Source organism: Pseudalkalibacillus salsuginis (genome assembly GCF_021646685.1).
In the GTDB taxonomy this organism is placed as follows: domain Bacteria; phylum Bacillota; class Bacilli; order Bacillales; family Fictibacillaceae; genus Pseudalkalibacillus; species Pseudalkalibacillus salsuginis.
The window spans coordinates 138,306-155,122 of record NZ_JAKJHW010000001.1 but is presented as its reverse complement, the minus strand read 5'-3'; the positions used below and the strand labels follow the sequence as shown (position 1 = coordinate 155,122).

The window sequence follows — 16,817 nt, the reverse complement described above, 5'->3', positions numbered from 1 at the left end:
AAGTGGACTTTTATCGACTATAATAGATGTGACTTTGTACATCGCTCGACTTTTCTTTATAATTGGGTTTATCAGTTATAAGGTCTACGACGAGAAGAGGATGAGAAAGTTGACGAATCCAAAGAATAAAAAGCAAGAACAAATTCTTATTATTATATGTATCATCGTTGCTTTCCTCTTGATGTTGTCACTTGTTGGGAAGTTATTTCGATAATGAGGGAGAATTTATGCTAATTCGTTATAAACGAACTTATGAAAAAATTGCAATGGGTCTTCTGTCTTTCATGCCGAACCAGAAAGACGTCAAAAAACTGCAACAAACGGTAAAGCAATATGAAACCGAACCTGAGCATCAATTGTTCCTGTGGAAAGAAGGGGAGGATATCATCGGGATCATCGGTTTGAAGATGAAAGATGGGACAGCTGAACTTCAGCATGTAAGTGTCAATCCTTCACATCGTCATCAAGGTATCGGAAAAAAGATGGTCGATGCTCTGAAAAAAATCCTGAAGGATGACTATCAACTGACTGCAAACGAAGAAACAGGCTCCTTCCTAGGAAAATGCGAAGAGCAATACAAATTGGAAAACGATTAGTCGGAAAACGGGAAGGCTCATCCTTCCCGTTTCTTTTTTCTTAGATTTTTTTGTACTAATCGTTCATTGATGACTTCCTGACGATCTCGAAGGGTATGTTTATGGAGTAGGAAATCATTTGTCAAATCACTGGGAAGACCGTAACTACAACCGACTTTTTCACATTCTTGTTTACAAAGAATGATTAATAATTGATCTTTGATCGGCAGGTTGAAGCTTTCATATGGTTGTTTATTTTCGATTTCTTCGACCCTTTTTTGTAAAATGGCTTGCAGTAGTTTAGCATCTAATCCTAAAGCTTCGATTTCAGCCCGCTCTAATTCGATGATCCGTACAGCGCTCTGCATCATCCGCAAGGCTCCAGGATAATTCTTCCTTCTGTGATGGTAAAGGGATACGGCAATCTGAATGAGACCCACCCAGTGGTTCTTCGGTTCTTTTTTCGGAACCGATTTCCAATGTTCTTCTAGAATTTCATGGCACTCGAAGTAATCACGCAATCCATGAAAATGGACTAAAAAATCTACATAAGGCTTTGGGTACATGAATGATACCTCCATAGTCAGGTAGTTCCAGTTTATCATATAAACTGGGGTTCTTTCATTTAGCTTACGGAAAAAGACAAATTGTGGGGATGCCAGCTGTATGCTATAATATCGTCATATTTCATACTTGGAAACGATTTTGCTTTTAAGTATAATTCATTACCTATTAGATGTGAGAATGGTGAATTCAATGACCCAATATAACGTTCGACTGGATGCATTCGAAGGTCCACTGGATTTATTGCTTCATTTGATCAACAGATATGAAATTGATATTTATGATATTCCAGTTGCTAAGATTACGGAACAATACCTGGAATACATACATACGATGCAGGAATTGCAACTGGATGTCGCTAGTGAGTATCTTGTCATGGCGGCGACACTTATTGCAATCAAGAGCAAAACCTTGCTGCCAAAGCATGAAGATGAGGATTATGTTCATCAGCTTGAAATGGATATGGAGGAAGACCCTCGAGAAGAGCTTGTCCGTCGACTCATCGAGTATCGCAAGTATAAGGAAGCAGCCTCTTATTTAAGAGAACACGAGAGTAAGAGAAGCCTGACATTTTCAAAACCGCCGAGCGATCTTGAGCATATCGAATCGAAACAAGAACCAGTCAATCCAGTTTCGAATATCACAATATATGATATAGTCGGTGCTTTTCAATCCCTCTTTGATAAAAAAAGAACAAAGAAAACACCCCAAACCAAAATCGACCGCCAGGATATTCCGATTGACAAGCGCATGAGGGAAATTGTTTCGGAACTGCGATTCCGAAAGGGGAGACAGACGTTTCAAAACCTCTTTCCATATTCAAGTAAAGACCATATGGTAGTAACCTTTTTGGCGATCCTGGAATTGATGAAAACAAGGCAAATACGTTGTAAACAGAGTGAGAACTTCAATGAAATTGTAATTGATTTGATGGAGGAGGATATTAGTTGACGACAAGAATTGAGCAAAAAGCTGTGATCGAAGGTCTGCTTTTTGTCGTCGGGGATGAAGGATTGGAAGGTAAGCAAGCCGCTGATATTCTTCAAATCGAGACTTTAGAAGCTGAAGAACTTATTCAGGAAATGATGACTGATTACCAGGCTGAAGAGCGCGGGATTGAAATTGTTGAAATTGCAGGCGCTTATCAATTAACGACAAAAGCAAAACATATTTCATATTATGAAAGGTTCGTTGAATCACCTACAACAAGCTCACTGTCCCAAGCGGCTCTTGAAACTCTTGCAATCGTCGCTTATAAACAGCCGATCACAAGAGCTGAAATTGAAGACATCCGTGGAGTGAAGACGGAAAAACCTCTTCAAACATTGTCAGCGAAGCATCTAGTAAAAGAAGTGGGAAGAGCAGAAGGAACAGGGCGAGCAATCCTATATGGTACAACGAAAGAGTTTCTTGAATACTTTGGGTTGAAGTCAAAAGAAGACCTTCCAAAATTACCGGAACAATATGAGGATGACTCCATCGAAGACGAAGCAGATTTGTTTTTCGAGAATTTCGAATCCGTAATGGAACCGAACGACAAGGGGGAATAACCGTGATTATTACTTCAATAGCAGGAAAAGAACTGGAAAAGTCTAAATCGAACTCGCCTGAAGAGTTTTTCAATCGCTCTGAAGTGACCTTCCTGGATGGTAAAATCGAAAAAACCTTAACAGTATTATATGTAAGGTATTTTGATGAAAAGATATCCGAATTTTCGAGTTTTGAAACAGAAGAACTCTTTGAAGTAGAAGGACGGGTCATCCATTTACGCGAGGTTGTGGCGTTGCTAGCGCTCCGAGCTTATCCGGAATTTGCAAAACGTCATCGTGTCTACATAAATGATGAAGGACAGTTCGCATCTTTATTTAAAGTGAAAGAGACAGAAACAGTCAAGAAAATGGTTCAGAACATTATGGTAGAAGGTCGGCTGGAGTTGAATGGACAAAAGGGATAAAAAATCATGATGGTGTTCAGGGACCTCCCAATCCTTCTTTTAACTCAAAGAATGACCTTCTATGGTTACATACATATTAAAAGAGGCTGATCTATGCATCTCCATGCATGGCCCAGCCTCTTTCTTTCCGATGTATAGTTTAGCCGTGATATCCTGAGTAAACGGTAACTCCGATAATCACCAATAACACGAACAAAACAACAAGTAAGATGAATCCCTTACCAAATCCACCTGACATTCCGATGTCCCCCTATTCCTTTATAAGCCATTCACCCATATTATATGCATTCGTCTATTAGGCGGACTAGACGATTGTACCGGTTTCACATATTTTGTTAGGATAAGTACAAACTGATAAAAATAAGCGCTTAGGAAGTGGGGACAAATGCCATACATATTATCTGTTGGAACCTGTGATCCGGAACATACAATGGATCAAGAAGATACAGTCGAATTCGCCAGGGAGTTATTCAGCGATCATTTCACACATATTGACCGGTTATTGCGTGTGTTTGAAAATGGACAGATCGGCACGAGGAATTTTGTAAATGATGTACAGTGGTACAAGGCTACTCATTCCCTACAAGCAAAAAATGATATATATATTGAGAAGTCGGTAGAGTACAGCGTAAAAGCGATTGAAGATTGTCTTGCTAATAGGGAAAAACAATTTCCATACAATGAGATTGAAGCGATCTTTTTTGTTTCAACAACTGGTTTTTCGACTCCGAGCATTGAAGCGAGAATTATGAACGAACTTCCTTTTTCCCCACATACGAAACGGATCCCTATCTGGGGATTAGGCTGTGCTGGTGGAGCTTCAGGACTTGCACGGGCTCATGATTATTGTCTAGCCTATCCTAAAGCGAAGGTTCTGCTTATTTGTGCAGAGCTTTGTAGTTTGACATTCCAAAAGGAAGATTATTCAAAAAGTAATCTGGTCGGGACTTCCCTTTTTGCAGATGGTGTTGCAGTTGTATTGATGGTGGGGGATGAAGTGAAAGAGAAGGAATTGTCACTGGAGAACCCCTTGCCACGCACTTTAGCAAGCCAATCCACTTTAATGCCAGATTCAGAAGAGGTGATGGGATGGGATATCAAGGATGAGGGGCTTTATGTCATCTTTTCGAAAGATATTCCGCACATTGTTGATAGCTGGTTCTATCCGACGATTCATCAATTTTTGATCGATCAAAACCTCGAGTTGGAAGATATTAAACATATCATCGCACACCCTGGTGGAATAAAGGTTTTGAATGCATATATGGAATCGTTGGACCTTCCGCCTTCTATGCTCCAGGACTCTTTTGAAGTATTGAAACATTATGGGAATATGTCATCCGTTACGGTCCTCTATGTATTGAATCGTTTTTTAAAGAAAAAGATACCGGTTGGAGAAAAAGGACTGTTAATTGCATTAGGACCGGGCTTCAGTTCTGAGGTCGTCTTAGTAGAATGGGTAAAATAAATCGAGAGGGGATGAAAGATGATTTTCTTGCTCGTTTTTTCATTCATTATCGGTCAACGTCTTTTTGAGCTGAAGATTGCGAGGCGAAATGAAAAAGAAATGAAAGCTAAAGGAGCAAAGGAGTTCGCTGGGGATCATTACAAGTGGATCGTCCTTTTACATACCGCATTTTTTATTTCATTGGCATCCGAATCCTATGTAAGAGGCTTCGGAGTTTCGTTTTTCTTCCCGCTCTGGTTTGTATTGTTCATAGTCTTACAGTCATTCAGAGTCTGGACGATCCGTTCATTAGGTATGTTCTGGAACACAAAAATCATCATTCTTCCAGAAGCGAAAGTGGTGAAGAGAGGTCCTTTCCGTTATTTAAGACACCCTAACTACGTTGTCGTCACGATGGAAATACTAATCATCCCTCTTATGTTCAATGCTTATTGGACTGCTGTCATTTTTACGGTACTGAATGCATTACTTTTACGATTTGTCCGGATTCCGGCTGAAGAGAAGGCTCTTTCCTTACAATCAGACTACTCCGATCAATTTGCAGATACACCGCGATTTTTCCCCCAAGATGGAAAATATGATGATAACCCCCCTTCCAAGTAACCTATAACATTATTATGTAAACTTATTTTCTTTCATATCCCGCCATTTGCAGCATAAACTTGTACAAACTAGCCAAGGGACGGGATGTTATGATTGTTGCATCAGTTAGAGCTGGAATCCTAATTGGATTAGCCTTAACCATATTGATTAGTATACCGTTACAAAAGATCGTTGTGGCAGAAGGACCTGGTGTGAATGCACAAGGTGCCATATTGATGGAGCAGGACTCAGGACGAGTATTGTACGGAAAAAATGAACATCAGAAAATGAGGATTGCTAGCATTACGAAAATCATGACTGCCATCCTGGCAATCGAGTCTGGCAAAATGGAGGAAACTGTCACAGTGAGTGAGCGTCCTCTTCAAGCCGAAGGTTCGTCCATCTATTTGAGAAAAGGTGAAAAGATCGTTTTGGAAGATCTCGTTTATGGTCTGATGCTGAGGTCTGGAAATGATGCAGCTGTTGCAATAGCCGAACATGTCGGTGGCAGTTTAGAAGGATTCGTTTATATGATGAACGAAAAAGCCACTGAGATCGGGATGAGAAATACATATTTTTCGAACCCGCATGGTCTTGACGATCATGAAAATCATTATTCGACAGCCTATGATATGGCCCTGTTAACGAGATATGCAATGAAAAACGGGCAGTATAGGAAAATTACTGGAACGAAGACGCATAGGGCCCCGCAGGATGGAGAAAAGTGGGATCGGATTTTTAAGAACAAAAACAAAATGTTACAGATGTACGAATATTCCACCGGTGGAAAGACAGGTTATACGAAGCGTGCTAAGAGGACTCTCGTATCAACCGCTAAAAAAGATGACTTCGAATTGATTGCAGTCACCTTGAATGATGGCGACGATTGGAACGACCATATGAACCTTTTCAATTGGGCATTTGATACGTATGATCTAGTGGCCATTGTACAAAAAGGTACAATCGCCGGGTTAGAAAACGAAGCCTATAAGAATAAGGTGGAAGCTGCCAGGACGTTTTATTATCCGTTGACTGAAGAAGAACGTGAACTTGTCAAAAATGAGATATCATTAGTGAAGCCACCTGAAAACGGCGAATGGAAAAAACCTCCGAGTCCCGTCGGACAGCTGACGATTTTTTTAGACGATAAAGCCATTGGCCAACTCCCGTTATTTATTGAAGGAACATACAGGGAATTGGAAGAGGAAACGTTTTGGGGGACGATCAAGAACATCGTTACAAAGTTTTTCATGATAACGGTGCAGTATGGTTAATCTGATTTGGGTGTTCATGTTCGTCTTTGGCATCCTCTATGCTGCAATCAACGGGACGATGGAGGAAGTGAACAAAGTATTATTCAAAAGTGCACAGGAAGCTGTGACGATAAGTTTAGGCTTGATCAGTATCCTGGTCTTCTGGTTAGGGCTGATGAATATTGCAAAAAAAGCGGGGTTGTTGGAAAAACTTTCGGGTTTGTTCCGCCCGGTGGTCAAACGTCTTTTCCCGGAAATCCCGCCTGACCACCCTGCGATGGGATACATTTTGTCAAATATGGTTGCAAACCTATTCGGGCTCGGGAATGCTGCAACCCCTATGGGGATAAAAGCGATGGAACAAATGAAGAAATTGAATGCTGACCGGGATGATGCAAGCAGGTCGATGATTACGTTCCTTGCCATCAATACATCAAGTTTGACCATCATTCCGACGACGGTCATAGCTATACGAATGAATTATGGCTCCATGTCTCCAACTGATATCGTAGGAACAACGCTGGCTGCCACAGCATGTTCAACATTTGCAGCGATCATGATCGACCGCTATTTTTTTCATAGACGCCAAAGAAAGAGGCGATCATAAATGGGGCTTATCACAACAATATCCATTTGGATCCTTCCATGTCTTATCGGGTTTGTCCTTCTATATGCGACTTTCAAAAGAGTTTCCACTTATGAAGAATTTGTAGAGGGTGGTAAAGAAGGCTTTTCGATCGCGGTTTCCATCATCCCTTATTTGGTCGGAATGCTTGTTGCCATCACAGTTTTCCGGGCTTCAGGTGCTCTCGCTTTCATGATCGACACAATCAAACCATTCTTGATCGCGATCGGAGTTCCACCTGAAATCGTACCGTTAGCTTTGATCAGGCCAATTTCTGGGACAGGCGCTCTTGCCATGACAACAGATCTGATTTCCACATATGGGCCTGATTCTTTCATCGGGCGCCTGGCTTCTACCATGCAAGGAAGCACTGATACTACGCTTTATATCCTTACCGTCTACTTTGGCGCCGTAGGGATCAAAAGGATGGGGGATGCCCTGAAGGTCGGCTTATTGGCTGACCTTGTCGGGATCATTGTGGCGATCATCGTTGTTACTATCGTTTTCGGGAGTTCAATCTAACGACTTTGTCAGTTATGCGGTTAAAGTGTCTATATTCATATTTCCAGCCACCATAAAGGACTGAGTCGCAGTCCTTTTCTTATTGGATAAGAAAGTATTACTTTTCAGCGATGCACTGAGCCATAGTTGCACTTACACTTATTTTCGTAAACTTTTCTGCTAATTCGGTTAGCTCTCTTGCGGCAGTCGACACATTGATTAAGTTCGAAGTGTTTGCCCACGCAGAACCGAACTTTGTTTGGTTCAAAAGACCTTTATGGAGCACTTACGACGTGAAAAACTGATCTTAAAGTACTCAAAAGACCTTTATGGAGCACTTACGACGTGAAAAACCGATCTTAAAGTACTCATAAGACCTTTATGGAGCACTTACGACGGGAAAAACTGATCATAAGGTACTCATAAGGTACTAAAAAGACCTTTATAGAGCACTTACGACGTGAAAAACCGATTTTTAGAGCCTCCTCGTCGGATTTCTAGTGACCTTCGTGGCTGATCAGGGCGTTTTCGCTTTTCTTTAATGGAAACACATCCGGCTCTACGGAATCTAGTGTTTAAGGAATGCTGCACATGGAAAAACAGTGTACTACCATTCCGAAACTTGAGAATTCAATTTTCGAAGAGTATGATTGAGGATGAGGTGAAATCATGGAACGATTACAAAAAGTCATTGCGCAAGCCGGCATCACTTCCCGACGTAAAGCCGAGAAGCTGATTTTGGATGGGCAAGTGAAGGTTAACGGTAACATTATTATGGAATTAGGGACGAAAGTGTCTCCCTCTGACGAAATTGAAGTGAACGGGGTACCAATTGATAAAGAAGAACCTGTCTATTTTTTGTTTTATAAACCGACTGGTGTCATTTCTAGCGTAAAGGATGAGAAGGGGCGTAAAGTCGTTACAGATTACTTCCCTGATATCGAACAAAGGATATTCCCTGTAGGTCGCCTTGATTATGACACTTCTGGTTTGCTTGTACTGACGAATGATGGTGACTTTGCAAATGCGTTGATGCACCCGAAATACCATGTTGAAAAAAGATATGTAGCCAAAGTGAAAGGGATCCCTTCAAAACTTGAGCTGCGCAAACTGGCGAATGGGATTATGCTTGACGATGGCAAGACCGCACCTGCAAAAGTCAAAATGAAAAGCTTAGAAAAAAGGAAACAGACGGCAATCATTGAATTGACGATCCACGAAGGCAGGAACCGCCAGGTAAGAAGGATGTTCGAAACCCTTGGATATCCTGTCCAAAAACTGAAACGTGAAGGGTACGGCAACCTTGATCTCAGAGGTTTGAATCCAGGGGACTCCCGTACAATGACGCCTCATGAAGTGAAGCAATTACGGAATCTAGCTGTCACATAAACGTCAAATAAAACCCATGAATACTGGACAAATAAACGTTATAGTAGGAAGGGTAGAAGATTAGATTGGAGCGGTCGCCATTATGAAAAAACGACAACGGTTAATCATGCGTTCTGTCATATTGGTTGTCATTGCCCTAGCCCTCGGATATACACTCTATAACACCGTTTTCAATGATAAAAAGGAACCTGTCAAAGCCGGAGACACTGCTCCGAACTTTGCCCTCGAAGATTTGGAAGGTAATCAAGTAGAGCTTAAGGATTATAAAGGGAAGGGCGTTTTCTTGAATTTCTGGGGTACATATTGTCCACCATGTGAAAAAGAAATGCCTGCCATCCAACGGCAGTATGACAAATATAAAGACCAGGGTGTCGTCGTCCTGGCTGTAGATATCGCTGAGCCGAAGTTTACGGTAGAAAAATTCGTGAAACAAAAGAATCTGACTTTCCCTATCTTATTGGACCAACAACGTGAAGTAGTAGAGGAGTATGGTGTCGGGAACTTGCCAGCAACGTACTTGATCAGCCCGGAAGGCAAAGTGGTCGATAAAATCACGGGAGAGCTGAATGATACGCTAGTGCGTAACTATATGGAAAAAATCAAGCCATAATGGGGTGTTCAAATGGATAAGGTTAAGTGCGATTGCGGCCATCTGAATCCCTACGGTACGATCATTTGTGAAGCTTGTGGTAAGCCGATTCAAGAGGAATCACCGGAAAAGCTTTTGAACATGAGGTATGAAGGGACAGCACGACGTTCGCAAACCTATAATACGAATGTTGTCGACAAGATCTGGAACTTCTTCTCGAGTGTCAAAGTCGGGGTATGGCTTATCGTCATCACCCTGATTGCTTCTGCAATCGGAACGATATTTCCGCAACAGATGTATATACCGCCTACTGCCAATCCGGCAGCATATTATGAAAAAGAGTATGGTATGCTTGGTGAAATCTATTATATATTAGGTTTCCATAACCTTTATAGTTCTTGGTGGTTTGTACTTTTGCTAGGTTTGATCGGCGTTTCGATTACGGTTGCAAGTATCGACCGTGGTGTGCCGCTCTTTCGTTCCCTGCGAAACCAGCGGGTTGCAAAACATGATAACTTTTTAAAAAAGCAACGGATGTTCGCTGTCTCGAAACGACCTGAAGATGAAGAGCAATTCATGGAAGAAATCCTTTTTCGCCTGAAGGAAAAGCGCTATCGTGTCCGTAGAGAGGATAATAGTATCCTGGCAGAGAAAGGGCGTTTTTCCAGATGGGGTCCATATGTAAACCATGTTGGGTTAATCATCTTCTTACTGGGCTCCATGCTTAGAATAGTACCAGGTCTGTATTTGGATGAAGATATGTGGATCCGTGAGGGTGAAACAAAAGCGATCAAAGGCACGGATCAAGAGTATTATTTAAAGCATGATAAATTCACTTTCGAAGTCTACGATAAAAAGGAAGAAAGGTTCTCGGAAGCTTTGAATCGGGTACAGCAGCCGGTACCTAAAAACTATCAAAGTGATGTCACTCTATATAAAGCTGATGAGAAGTTGCCTGGTGCAAAGCCAGATCTTTCTGAAGTAAAAGATTATTCGATCCAGGTCAATAAACCGCTTGAATTTGATGGTTATTCCCTCTATCAAGTAGACTATCGACAGGAAATGAGATATATGCATTTCGAGTTGCAAAACGCTGAAACGGAAGAAGCGGTCGGGTCATTTTCTGTGGATCTATTGAACCCGAAAGATGATTTCGATCTCGGGGATGGCAACCGTGTGGAATTAGAAGGCTATTATCCGGATTTTTACTTTGATAAAGAAACGAAAAAGCCGGCTACGAAAACAAATATACCGAACAATCCGGCTTTCATATTCAAAATGTTCACCCCTGAAACACCGGAAGGAGAAGTTGCTTTCATCGGCATCCGACAAAATCTCGATCCTTCTGGTGATAACCAATACAAAGTCGCTTTCAATGGTATAGATACAGAGTTCATAACCGGGCTGACTGTGAAGAAGGATTACACATTGCCAATCATTTTGATCGGCGGTATCATCTTCATGATTGGAGTCGTTCAAGGGCTGTATTGGAATCATCGCCGTGTATGGGTGAAAGTGAAAGAAGAAGATGTATGGATGGCAGCCCACACGAATAAAAACTGGCACGGTATTCGACGTGAACTAGATGACATAACGGTAAAACTCAATATGAAGCAGCTTGTCGACCAACAGGAAGAGTCGAAAAAAGCTTAGAAGGGAGGAAGACCCATGGCTCAGTTAAGCAGTAGTCTATTATATATCGCATTTTTCATTTACTTTACCGCGACCATCCTTTTTGTCGTTTCCTTGACGGTTAAAGAAAAAGATGGCACGAAATCGAATAAATGGGGAAAATGGGGCTATATCCTATCCATCATCGGATTTATATGCCAGTTGGGATATTTCATCACTCGATGGATTGCGGCTGGTCATGCCCCTGTCAGCAACCTTTTTGAATTCACGACATTTTTCGGCATGATGATGGTATTCGGTTTTATTATCATCTATGCCATCTATCGGTTGAATGTACTGGGTGTATTCGCAATGCCAGTCGCACTTCTTGTGATTGCATATGCGAGTATGTTTCCTAGAGAGATAGAACCATTGATTCCTGCTCTCCAAAGTAATTGGTTGAAAATTCATGTGACGACAGCTGCTTTAGGGGAAGGGATTTTAGCGATAAGTTTCGTAGCCGGTTTGATCTATCTTGTAGCTACGATCGATCAAAGCAAAGGGTCGAAGAAGACAGGCTGGTTGGAATTCGTCCTATACACCTTGCTCAGTACGCTTGGCTTCATTCTCGTCTCCATAGGTTTTGGAACTGCAAATTATCAAGCGAGTTTTGAATGGGTGAACGAGAGTGGTAATCAAGCAGAACTTGTCTACCACATGCCAGCGATTGCTGGTCCGCATGATGGAGTGCAACTGACAGAAGGTACATTCGGGCCCTTGTTTGAAGCACCTGCATGGATGGAAGGTGTAGATGCACCGAAGAAGCTGAACACGTTCATCTGGGCATTATTTTCTGGACTCATTCTCTATCTATTATTAAGGCTTTCCTTAAGAAAGCGCTTAGGAGCAGCATTAAAACCTTTAATGAAAAATATCAATACACAATTGGTTGACGAGATCAGCTATCGCTCCATTGCGATCGGATTTCCGGTCTTTACATTGGGTGCATTGATTTTTGCGATGATATGGGCACAGGCAGCCTGGACAAGGTTCTGGGGATGGGATCCGAAAGAAGTATGGGCTTTGATTACATTTCTCTTTTATGCTGCTTATCTCCACCTGAGGCTTGCTAGGGACTGGCATGGTGAAAAATCAGCATGGTTATGTGTACTAGGCTTCGTCATCATCATGTTCAACTTGATAGCAGTCAATATTGTAATTGTAGGCTTGCATTCCTATGCATAACAGAAAACCTTCACGTTCAGTGGAGGTTTTCTTAAGAGTTGGAAAGAATATGTAGTATGGAAGAAGTAGGAGGTATGAAGACAATGGAAAAAGAACAAAGAGTATTAGTCGTCGATGACGAAGAACGAATTCGAAAATTGCTGAGGATGTATTTAGAGCGTGAAAATTTCGAGGTGGTCGAGGCTGAAGACGGAGAAACTGCTTTACAGGAAGCGAGTGAAGCTGAATTTGATATTATCCTCCTCGATCTGATGCTGCCTGAGATGGACGGAATCGAGGTTTGTGAAAAGCTAAGAAAAGAAAAAGCTACACCCATCATCATGCTGACGGCTAAAGGCGAAGAATCGAATCGTGTACAAGGTTTTGAAGCAGGGGCAGATGACTATGTGGTCAAGCCATTCAGCCCAAGAGAAGTGGTCTTGCGGGTGAAAGCGCTGTTACGGCGTTCTACCACAACGAAGTATCTACATACAGACACTGTCAGCAAAGACGTTATCGTATTTCCTCATTTGACGATCGATAATGATGCCCACCGTGTGACAGCTGATGGAAAAGAGATCAGTCTGACACCGAAAGAATATGAACTGCTCTTATATTTAGCGAAGACACCTGACAAAGTGTATTCCAGAGAGCAATTGTTGAAGGATGTTTGGAACTATGAGTTTTTCGGTGACCTTCGGACGGTTGATACACACGTAAAACGTCTCCGTGAAAAATTAAATAGAGTCTCTCCTGATGCAGCGTCGATGATTTCAACTGTTTGGGGTGTAGGTTATAAATTTGAGGTAGAAGAAAAAGAATGATTTGGAGAAGTGTAGTAGGAAAGCTTTGGGGCACCATCCTTCTGCTTGTTTCCGTGGTCCTCTTCATCTTGACCGTACTGTTGATGCAATTCTTTGAGAATTTTATTGTCGATAATGCGAAGAAACAACTTTCCCAATTGGAAGATTCACTAGTGGAAATCATCCAAAGTGATCAACGATTTGATGAGGCAAAGGACACGGTATCCAGCCTGGTCGATGCACATTCAAGTAACATTGTCATCCTCAGTGATCGTACTCAGTATTCCCATTCTTCTGAGCAAACAGATCTATCCCAACTCCCTTACTCGCTGTTCCGTGAAGACCCGGAGTTATCCAAAGTGCTTGAAAATGGTGAAACAGTGAGTGTCCAAGGGGATTTTCCGATTCAAAAAGAGGATCAGACAGAACACAATGAAATCCTGATTGTCGGTAAACCTGTTCAACTTTCCGATAATGAACGAGGTGCGGTGTTTATCTATCAATCATTGGAGTTAATCGAAGAGACAAATCAAAAAGCGAAGCAGATCATCTTCTTATCAGCTGGAATTGCAATCATACTTACTACGATTTTTGCCTTCTTTTTATCCACAAGAATCACCTCCCCTCTTAGGAGGATGAGGGAAGCAGCCTTAGAGGTAACACAAGGTAAGTTTGATACGAAGGTTCCGATCCTGACTCATGATGAGATTGGTGAACTGGCACTCTCATTCAATCGAATGGGGCGTAATTTGAAAAATAACATCAATGCGCTAAGTCAAGAGAAGGAGCAGTTGTCTAGTATCTTAAGCAGTATGGCAGATGGGGTCATCACATTCGATCGCAAAGGGAAGATTCTCGTTACTAATCCCCCTGCAGAACGGTTCATCCGAGCCTGGTATTATGAGCAGGGCATGGAAGAACGGGTAGGCGAGGAAGTTCCTGAACAGATCAATGACCTATTCCGAAATGTCGTAAGCCTTGAACGTGAACAAATGACTGAAATCGATCTTCAAGGGAGAAGCTGGGTCGTCTTGATGACGCCGCTTTACAATCAATCAAATGTCCGGGGAGCTGTCGCGGTATTTCGGGATATGACCGAAGAACGCCAACATGATAAGTTGCGGAAGGATTTCATAGCCAATGTTTCCCACGAACTGAGGACTCCTATTTCAATGCTGCAGGGTTATAGTGAAGCTATAATTGATGACATAGCCGGCACTGAGCAAGAAAAGAAGGATATCGCCCAGATCATTTATGATGAATCCCTTAGGATGGGACGCTTGGTCAATGAATTGCTCGATCTTGCCCGGATGGAAGCAGGGCATGTATCCCTCGAGTTGATTGAAATCGATGTCAGGGAATTTTTCACAAGGGTCGTCCATAAATTCCAAGGGCTGGCCAGGGAAAGAGAGATTGACATTAAATTGATTCTGCCAGAAACAGCAATTGGTGTTGAGGCCGACGCCGATCGATTAGAGCAAGTGATGACGAACCTGATAGACAATGCATTAAGACATACCCAAAAAGGCGGTACAGTAACGGTTGAGGTTACGAACCTTTTAAGTGGGCTAAACATTGATATCAAGGATACAGGATCAGGTATTCCTAAGGAGGATCTCCCATTCGTTTTTGAACGCTTTTATAAAGCGGATAAAGCAAGGACTAGAGGACGTTCCGGTACTGGTCTGGGACTTGCAATCGTCAAGAACATCATTGACGCCCACGGTGGAAAAATTTCTGTCCATAGTAAAATTGATGAAGGTACGACATTTTCATTCTTCATTCCACAAAAAAATAAGAACGAGAATGGAAAATGACGATAAATCTTGTTCCATGGGTAACAGACACACGTAAGATTGCACTGAACCGGCTTCTTGTGTAATATTTTCATCGGTCATGTTATAAAAAAATGCTTACCTCCATACGATATGATCGTGCCCTTGGCCTTTTCAGCACAGGATGATAACTTTGGAGGTTTGATATGAAGAAAGTCCTAATGTTGTTCCTGGTAATGTTTTATGTTTTGTCATATATGGTGAATTCTGATATTGTATCTGCTAAGAGTCCAACGAAGGTCAAACAGGAAATAAAATGGGACTGGCCGGTCGAAGGCGTGTTGACTGACCATTTCGGTACAAGAGAAGGAACTCATTTCGGTGTCGATATAGCTGCTGGAAAAGGAAAAGAGATACGCGTGGTGGAAAAAGGGATGATAACGAAATCCTATTATTCCGATTCTTATGGAAATGTCATTTTTGTCAAGCATCCGAATGGGGTGGAAACCGTGTATGCCCATATGAGCGAACGCCTTTCTGAAGCAGGAGAGAAGGTAGAGAAAGGTTCAATCATCGGTCTGATCGGTAACACTGGTGAATCCAGAGGCGACCATCTGCATTTTGAAGTGCATCTGGAAGAATGGAATATACATAAAACCAACGCAGTAGATCCTCTTTCTTTTCTCACTGATGAACAAAAGGCAGCCAATGTCAATGCACCGCATCTCGAAAAAAATGAAGAAGTCTCGATCACGATTACCGAAGGAGATACTTTATGGAGCATCTCGCAAAAGTATAATGTTTCAGTAAATGAACTGATGAGATTGAACAATCTCGATTCGAATTTGATCATCGCAGGACAAAACTTATCTATTTCGAAGGAGAAAACCTGATTATCGATACAATAGGGAGAGGGGAACAAAAGAAGATGCGAACAGATTATCACAACCATTTAGAAAAAGGGACATTGACTCTGGATTATCTTACGAAGTTCACAGATAAAGCGGCAGAGGAAGGGATCGATCATTTCGGTATCTCCGAACATGCTTATCATTTTTATCAAACTGCAGAAATCCTTTCTAACCCGTGGGTTGAAGCAAGGCGTTATTACGATATGGAAGACTATGTAGCTCTGTTCCAGCAAGCGTGGAATCGGGATATAGATGTGAAAATGTCGATCGAAATGGATTACACACCTGGTAAGCACGAAGAAATGAAGCGATTCATCGATCAATATGATTTTGATTATGTTATCGGTTCAATTCATTGGATCGATGATTTTGGTATCGACCTATCTGAATATAAAGAAGAATGGGATCGAAGGGATCTGTTCGATGTTTACCGTCGTTACTTTGATCAGGTTGTTACACTCGCCCAATCCAATATGTTCGATATTCTTGGCCACATCGACCTTGTGAAAATATTCAACTACGTACCAGAAGATAAAGATTTCCTCCTCGAGCAGTACGAGCGTGCAACTGATGCGTTGAAGGAATCAAAGACTTGTATTGAGATCAGTACGGCTGGTTTGCGTAAACCGGTTAAACAAATGTACCCTCACGAAGATCTGCTGAAAATGTGTCATCAAAAAGGAATTCCAATCGTCTTATCCTCAGACGCACATTATCCTGAACATGTCGGATTTGCATATGGACGTGCAGTCCAATTTGCCAAGGAAGCAGGATATACCCATTTGATGACATTTAATAAAGGAAAGCGGGAAGAAGTACTGTTGAAATAGTTGCTAGGTGTTAAATAGTGTGGTTTGGCCTTATTAACCACGATTTTGGCTGTAAAAAGGAACTTTTCAGGCAGTACAAAAAGGGTTGGCTCTCAATAAAGAGCCAACCCTTTTTGTTGTGGTGTGGTAATATGATGTCTGACTCTGTCACTTGGATCACTTC

General features: G+C 41.9%; 19 protein-coding genes. 17 read left to right on the top strand and 2 right to left on the bottom strand.

Annotated elements, in window-relative coordinates; all coding sequences use genetic code 11:
* Positions 1-227 precede the first annotated feature (227 nt).
* Positions 228-596, top strand: a complete 369-nt coding sequence (locus L1611_RS00820) for a GNAT family N-acetyltransferase (protein WP_236311069.1) — start codon at positions 228-230, stop codon at positions 594-596.
* Between the two features lie 17 nt (positions 597-613).
* Here L1611_RS00820 and L1611_RS00815 read toward each other — a convergent pair whose 3' ends face one another.
* Positions 614-1,141, bottom strand: a complete 528-nt coding sequence (locus L1611_RS00815; RefSeq protein WP_236311067.1) for a DUF309 domain-containing protein — start codon at positions 1,139-1,141, stop codon at positions 614-616.
* 190 nt (positions 1,142-1,331) lie between these two features.
* Between L1611_RS00815 and L1611_RS00810 the strand changes: the two genes are divergently transcribed.
* From L1611_RS00810 to L1611_RS00800, 3 genes are read left to right on the top strand one after another with little or no spacing between them, the layout of a single operon-like run.
* Entirely contained in the window at positions 1,332-2,090 is a 759-nt protein-coding gene (locus tag L1611_RS00810) for a segregation/condensation protein A (RefSeq protein WP_236311064.1), read from the top strand.
* Positions 2,087-2,689 (top strand): SMC-Scp complex subunit ScpB, encoded by a 603-nt coding sequence (gene scpB, locus L1611_RS00805; protein WP_236311062.1) that lies wholly within the window; start codon positions 2,087-2,089, stop codon positions 2,687-2,689. The genes L1611_RS00810 and scpB overlap by 4 nt, the downstream gene beginning before the upstream one ends.
* A 2-nt stretch (positions 2,690-2,691) precedes the next feature.
* Entirely contained in the window at positions 2,692-3,093 is a 402-nt protein-coding gene (locus L1611_RS00800; RefSeq protein ID WP_236311059.1) for a hypothetical protein, read from the top strand.
* Positions 3,094-3,232: 139 nt separating this feature from the next.
* Here L1611_RS00800 and L1611_RS00795 read toward each other — a convergent pair whose 3' ends face one another.
* Positions 3,233-3,331: a YjcZ family sporulation protein gene (locus L1611_RS00795; protein WP_236311057.1), complete on the bottom strand. Its 99-nt coding sequence runs from the start codon at positions 3,329-3,331 to the stop codon at positions 3,233-3,235.
* Between the two features lie 147 nt (positions 3,332-3,478).
* Between L1611_RS00795 and L1611_RS00790 the strand changes: the two genes are divergently transcribed.
* The 13 genes from L1611_RS00790 to L1611_RS00730 all read left to right on the top strand — a co-directional run bounded on the left by L1611_RS00790 (position 3,479) and on the right by L1611_RS00730 (position 16,654).
* Positions 3,479-4,561 carry a type III polyketide synthase gene (locus L1611_RS00790; protein ID WP_236311055.1) on the top strand — a complete coding sequence of 361 codons (1,083 nt, stop codon included), beginning with the start codon at positions 3,479-3,481 and terminating at the stop codon, positions 4,559-4,561.
* Between the two features lie 18 nt (positions 4,562-4,579).
* Positions 4,580-5,164: an isoprenylcysteine carboxyl methyltransferase family protein gene (locus L1611_RS00785; RefSeq protein WP_236311054.1), complete on the top strand. Its 585-nt coding sequence runs from the start codon at positions 4,580-4,582 to the stop codon at positions 5,162-5,164.
* Positions 5,165-5,253: 89 nt separating this feature from the next.
* Entirely contained in the window at positions 5,254-6,417 is a 1,164-nt protein-coding gene (locus L1611_RS00780) for a D-alanyl-D-alanine carboxypeptidase family protein (protein ID WP_236311053.1), read from the top strand.
* Positions 6,410-7,003: a nucleoside recognition domain-containing protein gene (locus tag L1611_RS00775; RefSeq protein ID WP_236311050.1), complete on the top strand. Its 594-nt coding sequence runs from the start codon at positions 6,410-6,412 to the stop codon at positions 7,001-7,003. The genes L1611_RS00780 and L1611_RS00775 overlap by 8 nt, the downstream gene beginning before the upstream one ends.
* Positions 7,004-7,543, top strand: coding sequence for a spore maturation protein (locus tag L1611_RS00770; RefSeq protein WP_236311048.1), 540 nt, complete (start codon positions 7,004-7,006; stop codon positions 7,541-7,543).
* Positions 7,544-8,191: 648 nt separating this feature from the next.
* A complete protein-coding gene (locus L1611_RS00765; protein WP_236311046.1) occupies positions 8,192-8,911 on the top strand; it encodes a pseudouridine synthase in 720 nt (239 codons plus the stop codon).
* A gap of 82 nt (positions 8,912-8,993) precedes the next feature.
* The gene (resA, locus tag L1611_RS00760) at positions 8,994-9,521 is read left to right on the top strand and encodes a thiol-disulfide oxidoreductase ResA (protein ID WP_236311044.1); all 528 of its coding nucleotides are present in this window, start codon (positions 8,994-8,996) and stop codon (positions 9,519-9,521) included.
* A 12-nt stretch (positions 9,522-9,533) separates the two neighbouring features.
* Positions 9,534-11,153 (top strand): cytochrome c biogenesis protein ResB, encoded by a 1,620-nt coding sequence (gene resB / locus L1611_RS00755; RefSeq protein ID WP_236311042.1) that lies wholly within the window; start codon positions 9,534-9,536, stop codon positions 11,151-11,153.
* A 15-nt stretch (positions 11,154-11,168) separates the two neighbouring features.
* Positions 11,169-12,356 (top strand): c-type cytochrome biogenesis protein CcsB, encoded by a 1,188-nt coding sequence (ccsB, locus tag L1611_RS00750; protein ID WP_236311040.1) that lies wholly within the window; start codon positions 11,169-11,171, stop codon positions 12,354-12,356.
* 83 nt (positions 12,357-12,439) lie between these two features.
* The gene (locus tag L1611_RS00745; RefSeq protein WP_236311038.1) at positions 12,440-13,159 is read left to right on the top strand and encodes a response regulator transcription factor; all 720 of its coding nucleotides are present in this window, start codon (positions 12,440-12,442) and stop codon (positions 13,157-13,159) included.
* Positions 13,156-14,955 carry an ATP-binding protein gene (locus L1611_RS00740; protein ID WP_236311036.1) on the top strand — a complete coding sequence of 600 codons (1,800 nt, stop codon included), beginning with the start codon at positions 13,156-13,158 and terminating at the stop codon, positions 14,953-14,955. Before L1611_RS00745 ends, L1611_RS00740 begins: the two co-directional genes overlap by 4 nt.
* A gap of 164 nt (positions 14,956-15,119) precedes the next feature.
* Positions 15,120-15,806: a peptidoglycan DD-metalloendopeptidase family protein gene (locus L1611_RS00735; protein WP_236311033.1), complete on the top strand. Its 687-nt coding sequence runs from the start codon at positions 15,120-15,122 to the stop codon at positions 15,804-15,806.
* A gap of 35 nt (positions 15,807-15,841) precedes the next feature.
* Positions 15,842-16,654 (top strand): histidinol-phosphatase, encoded by an 813-nt coding sequence (locus L1611_RS00730; protein ID WP_236311031.1) that lies wholly within the window; start codon positions 15,842-15,844, stop codon positions 16,652-16,654.
* The last annotated feature ends 163 nt before the right edge of the window (positions 16,655-16,817 follow it).

Bases quoted from the DNA above. Each gene is read 5' to 3' on its own strand.
- L1611_RS00820 (WP_236311069.1), top strand. From the start codon at position 228: ATGCTAATTCGTTATAAACGAACTTATGAAAAAATTGCAATGGGTCTT.
- L1611_RS00815 (WP_236311067.1), bottom strand. From the start codon at position 1,141: ATGTACCCAAAGCCTTATGTAGATTTTTTAGTCCATTTTCATGGATTG.
- L1611_RS00810 (WP_236311064.1), top strand. From the start codon at position 1,332: ATGACCCAATATAACGTTCGACTGGATGCATTCGAAGGTCCACTGGAT.
- L1611_RS00795 (WP_236311057.1), bottom strand. From the start codon at position 3,331: ATGTCAGGTGGATTTGGTAAGGGATTCATCTTACTTGTTGTTTTGTTC.
- L1611_RS00790 (WP_236311055.1), top strand. From the start codon at position 3,479: ATGCCATACATATTATCTGTTGGAACCTGTGATCCGGAACATACAATG.
- L1611_RS00785 (WP_236311054.1), top strand. From the start codon at position 4,580: ATGATTTTCTTGCTCGTTTTTTCATTCATTATCGGTCAACGTCTTTTT.
- L1611_RS00780 (WP_236311053.1), top strand. From the start codon at position 5,254: ATGATTGTTGCATCAGTTAGAGCTGGAATCCTAATTGGATTAGCCTTA.
- L1611_RS00775 (WP_236311050.1), top strand. From the start codon at position 6,410: ATGGTTAATCTGATTTGGGTGTTCATGTTCGTCTTTGGCATCCTCTAT.
- L1611_RS00770 (WP_236311048.1), top strand. From the start codon at position 7,004: ATGGGGCTTATCACAACAATATCCATTTGGATCCTTCCATGTCTTATC.
- L1611_RS00765 (WP_236311046.1), top strand. From the start codon at position 8,192: ATGGAACGATTACAAAAAGTCATTGCGCAAGCCGGCATCACTTCCCGA.
- resA (WP_236311044.1), top strand. From the start codon at position 8,994: ATGAAAAAACGACAACGGTTAATCATGCGTTCTGTCATATTGGTTGTC.
- resB (WP_236311042.1), top strand. From the start codon at position 9,534: ATGGATAAGGTTAAGTGCGATTGCGGCCATCTGAATCCCTACGGTACG.
- ccsB (WP_236311040.1), top strand. From the start codon at position 11,169: ATGGCTCAGTTAAGCAGTAGTCTATTATATATCGCATTTTTCATTTAC.
- L1611_RS00745 (WP_236311038.1), top strand. From the start codon at position 12,440: ATGGAAAAAGAACAAAGAGTATTAGTCGTCGATGACGAAGAACGAATT.
- L1611_RS00740 (WP_236311036.1), top strand. From the start codon at position 13,156: ATGATTTGGAGAAGTGTAGTAGGAAAGCTTTGGGGCACCATCCTTCTG.
- L1611_RS00735 (WP_236311033.1), top strand. From the start codon at position 15,120: ATGAAGAAAGTCCTAATGTTGTTCCTGGTAATGTTTTATGTTTTGTCA.
- L1611_RS00730 (WP_236311031.1), top strand. From the start codon at position 15,842: ATGCGAACAGATTATCACAACCATTTAGAAAAAGGGACATTGACTCTG.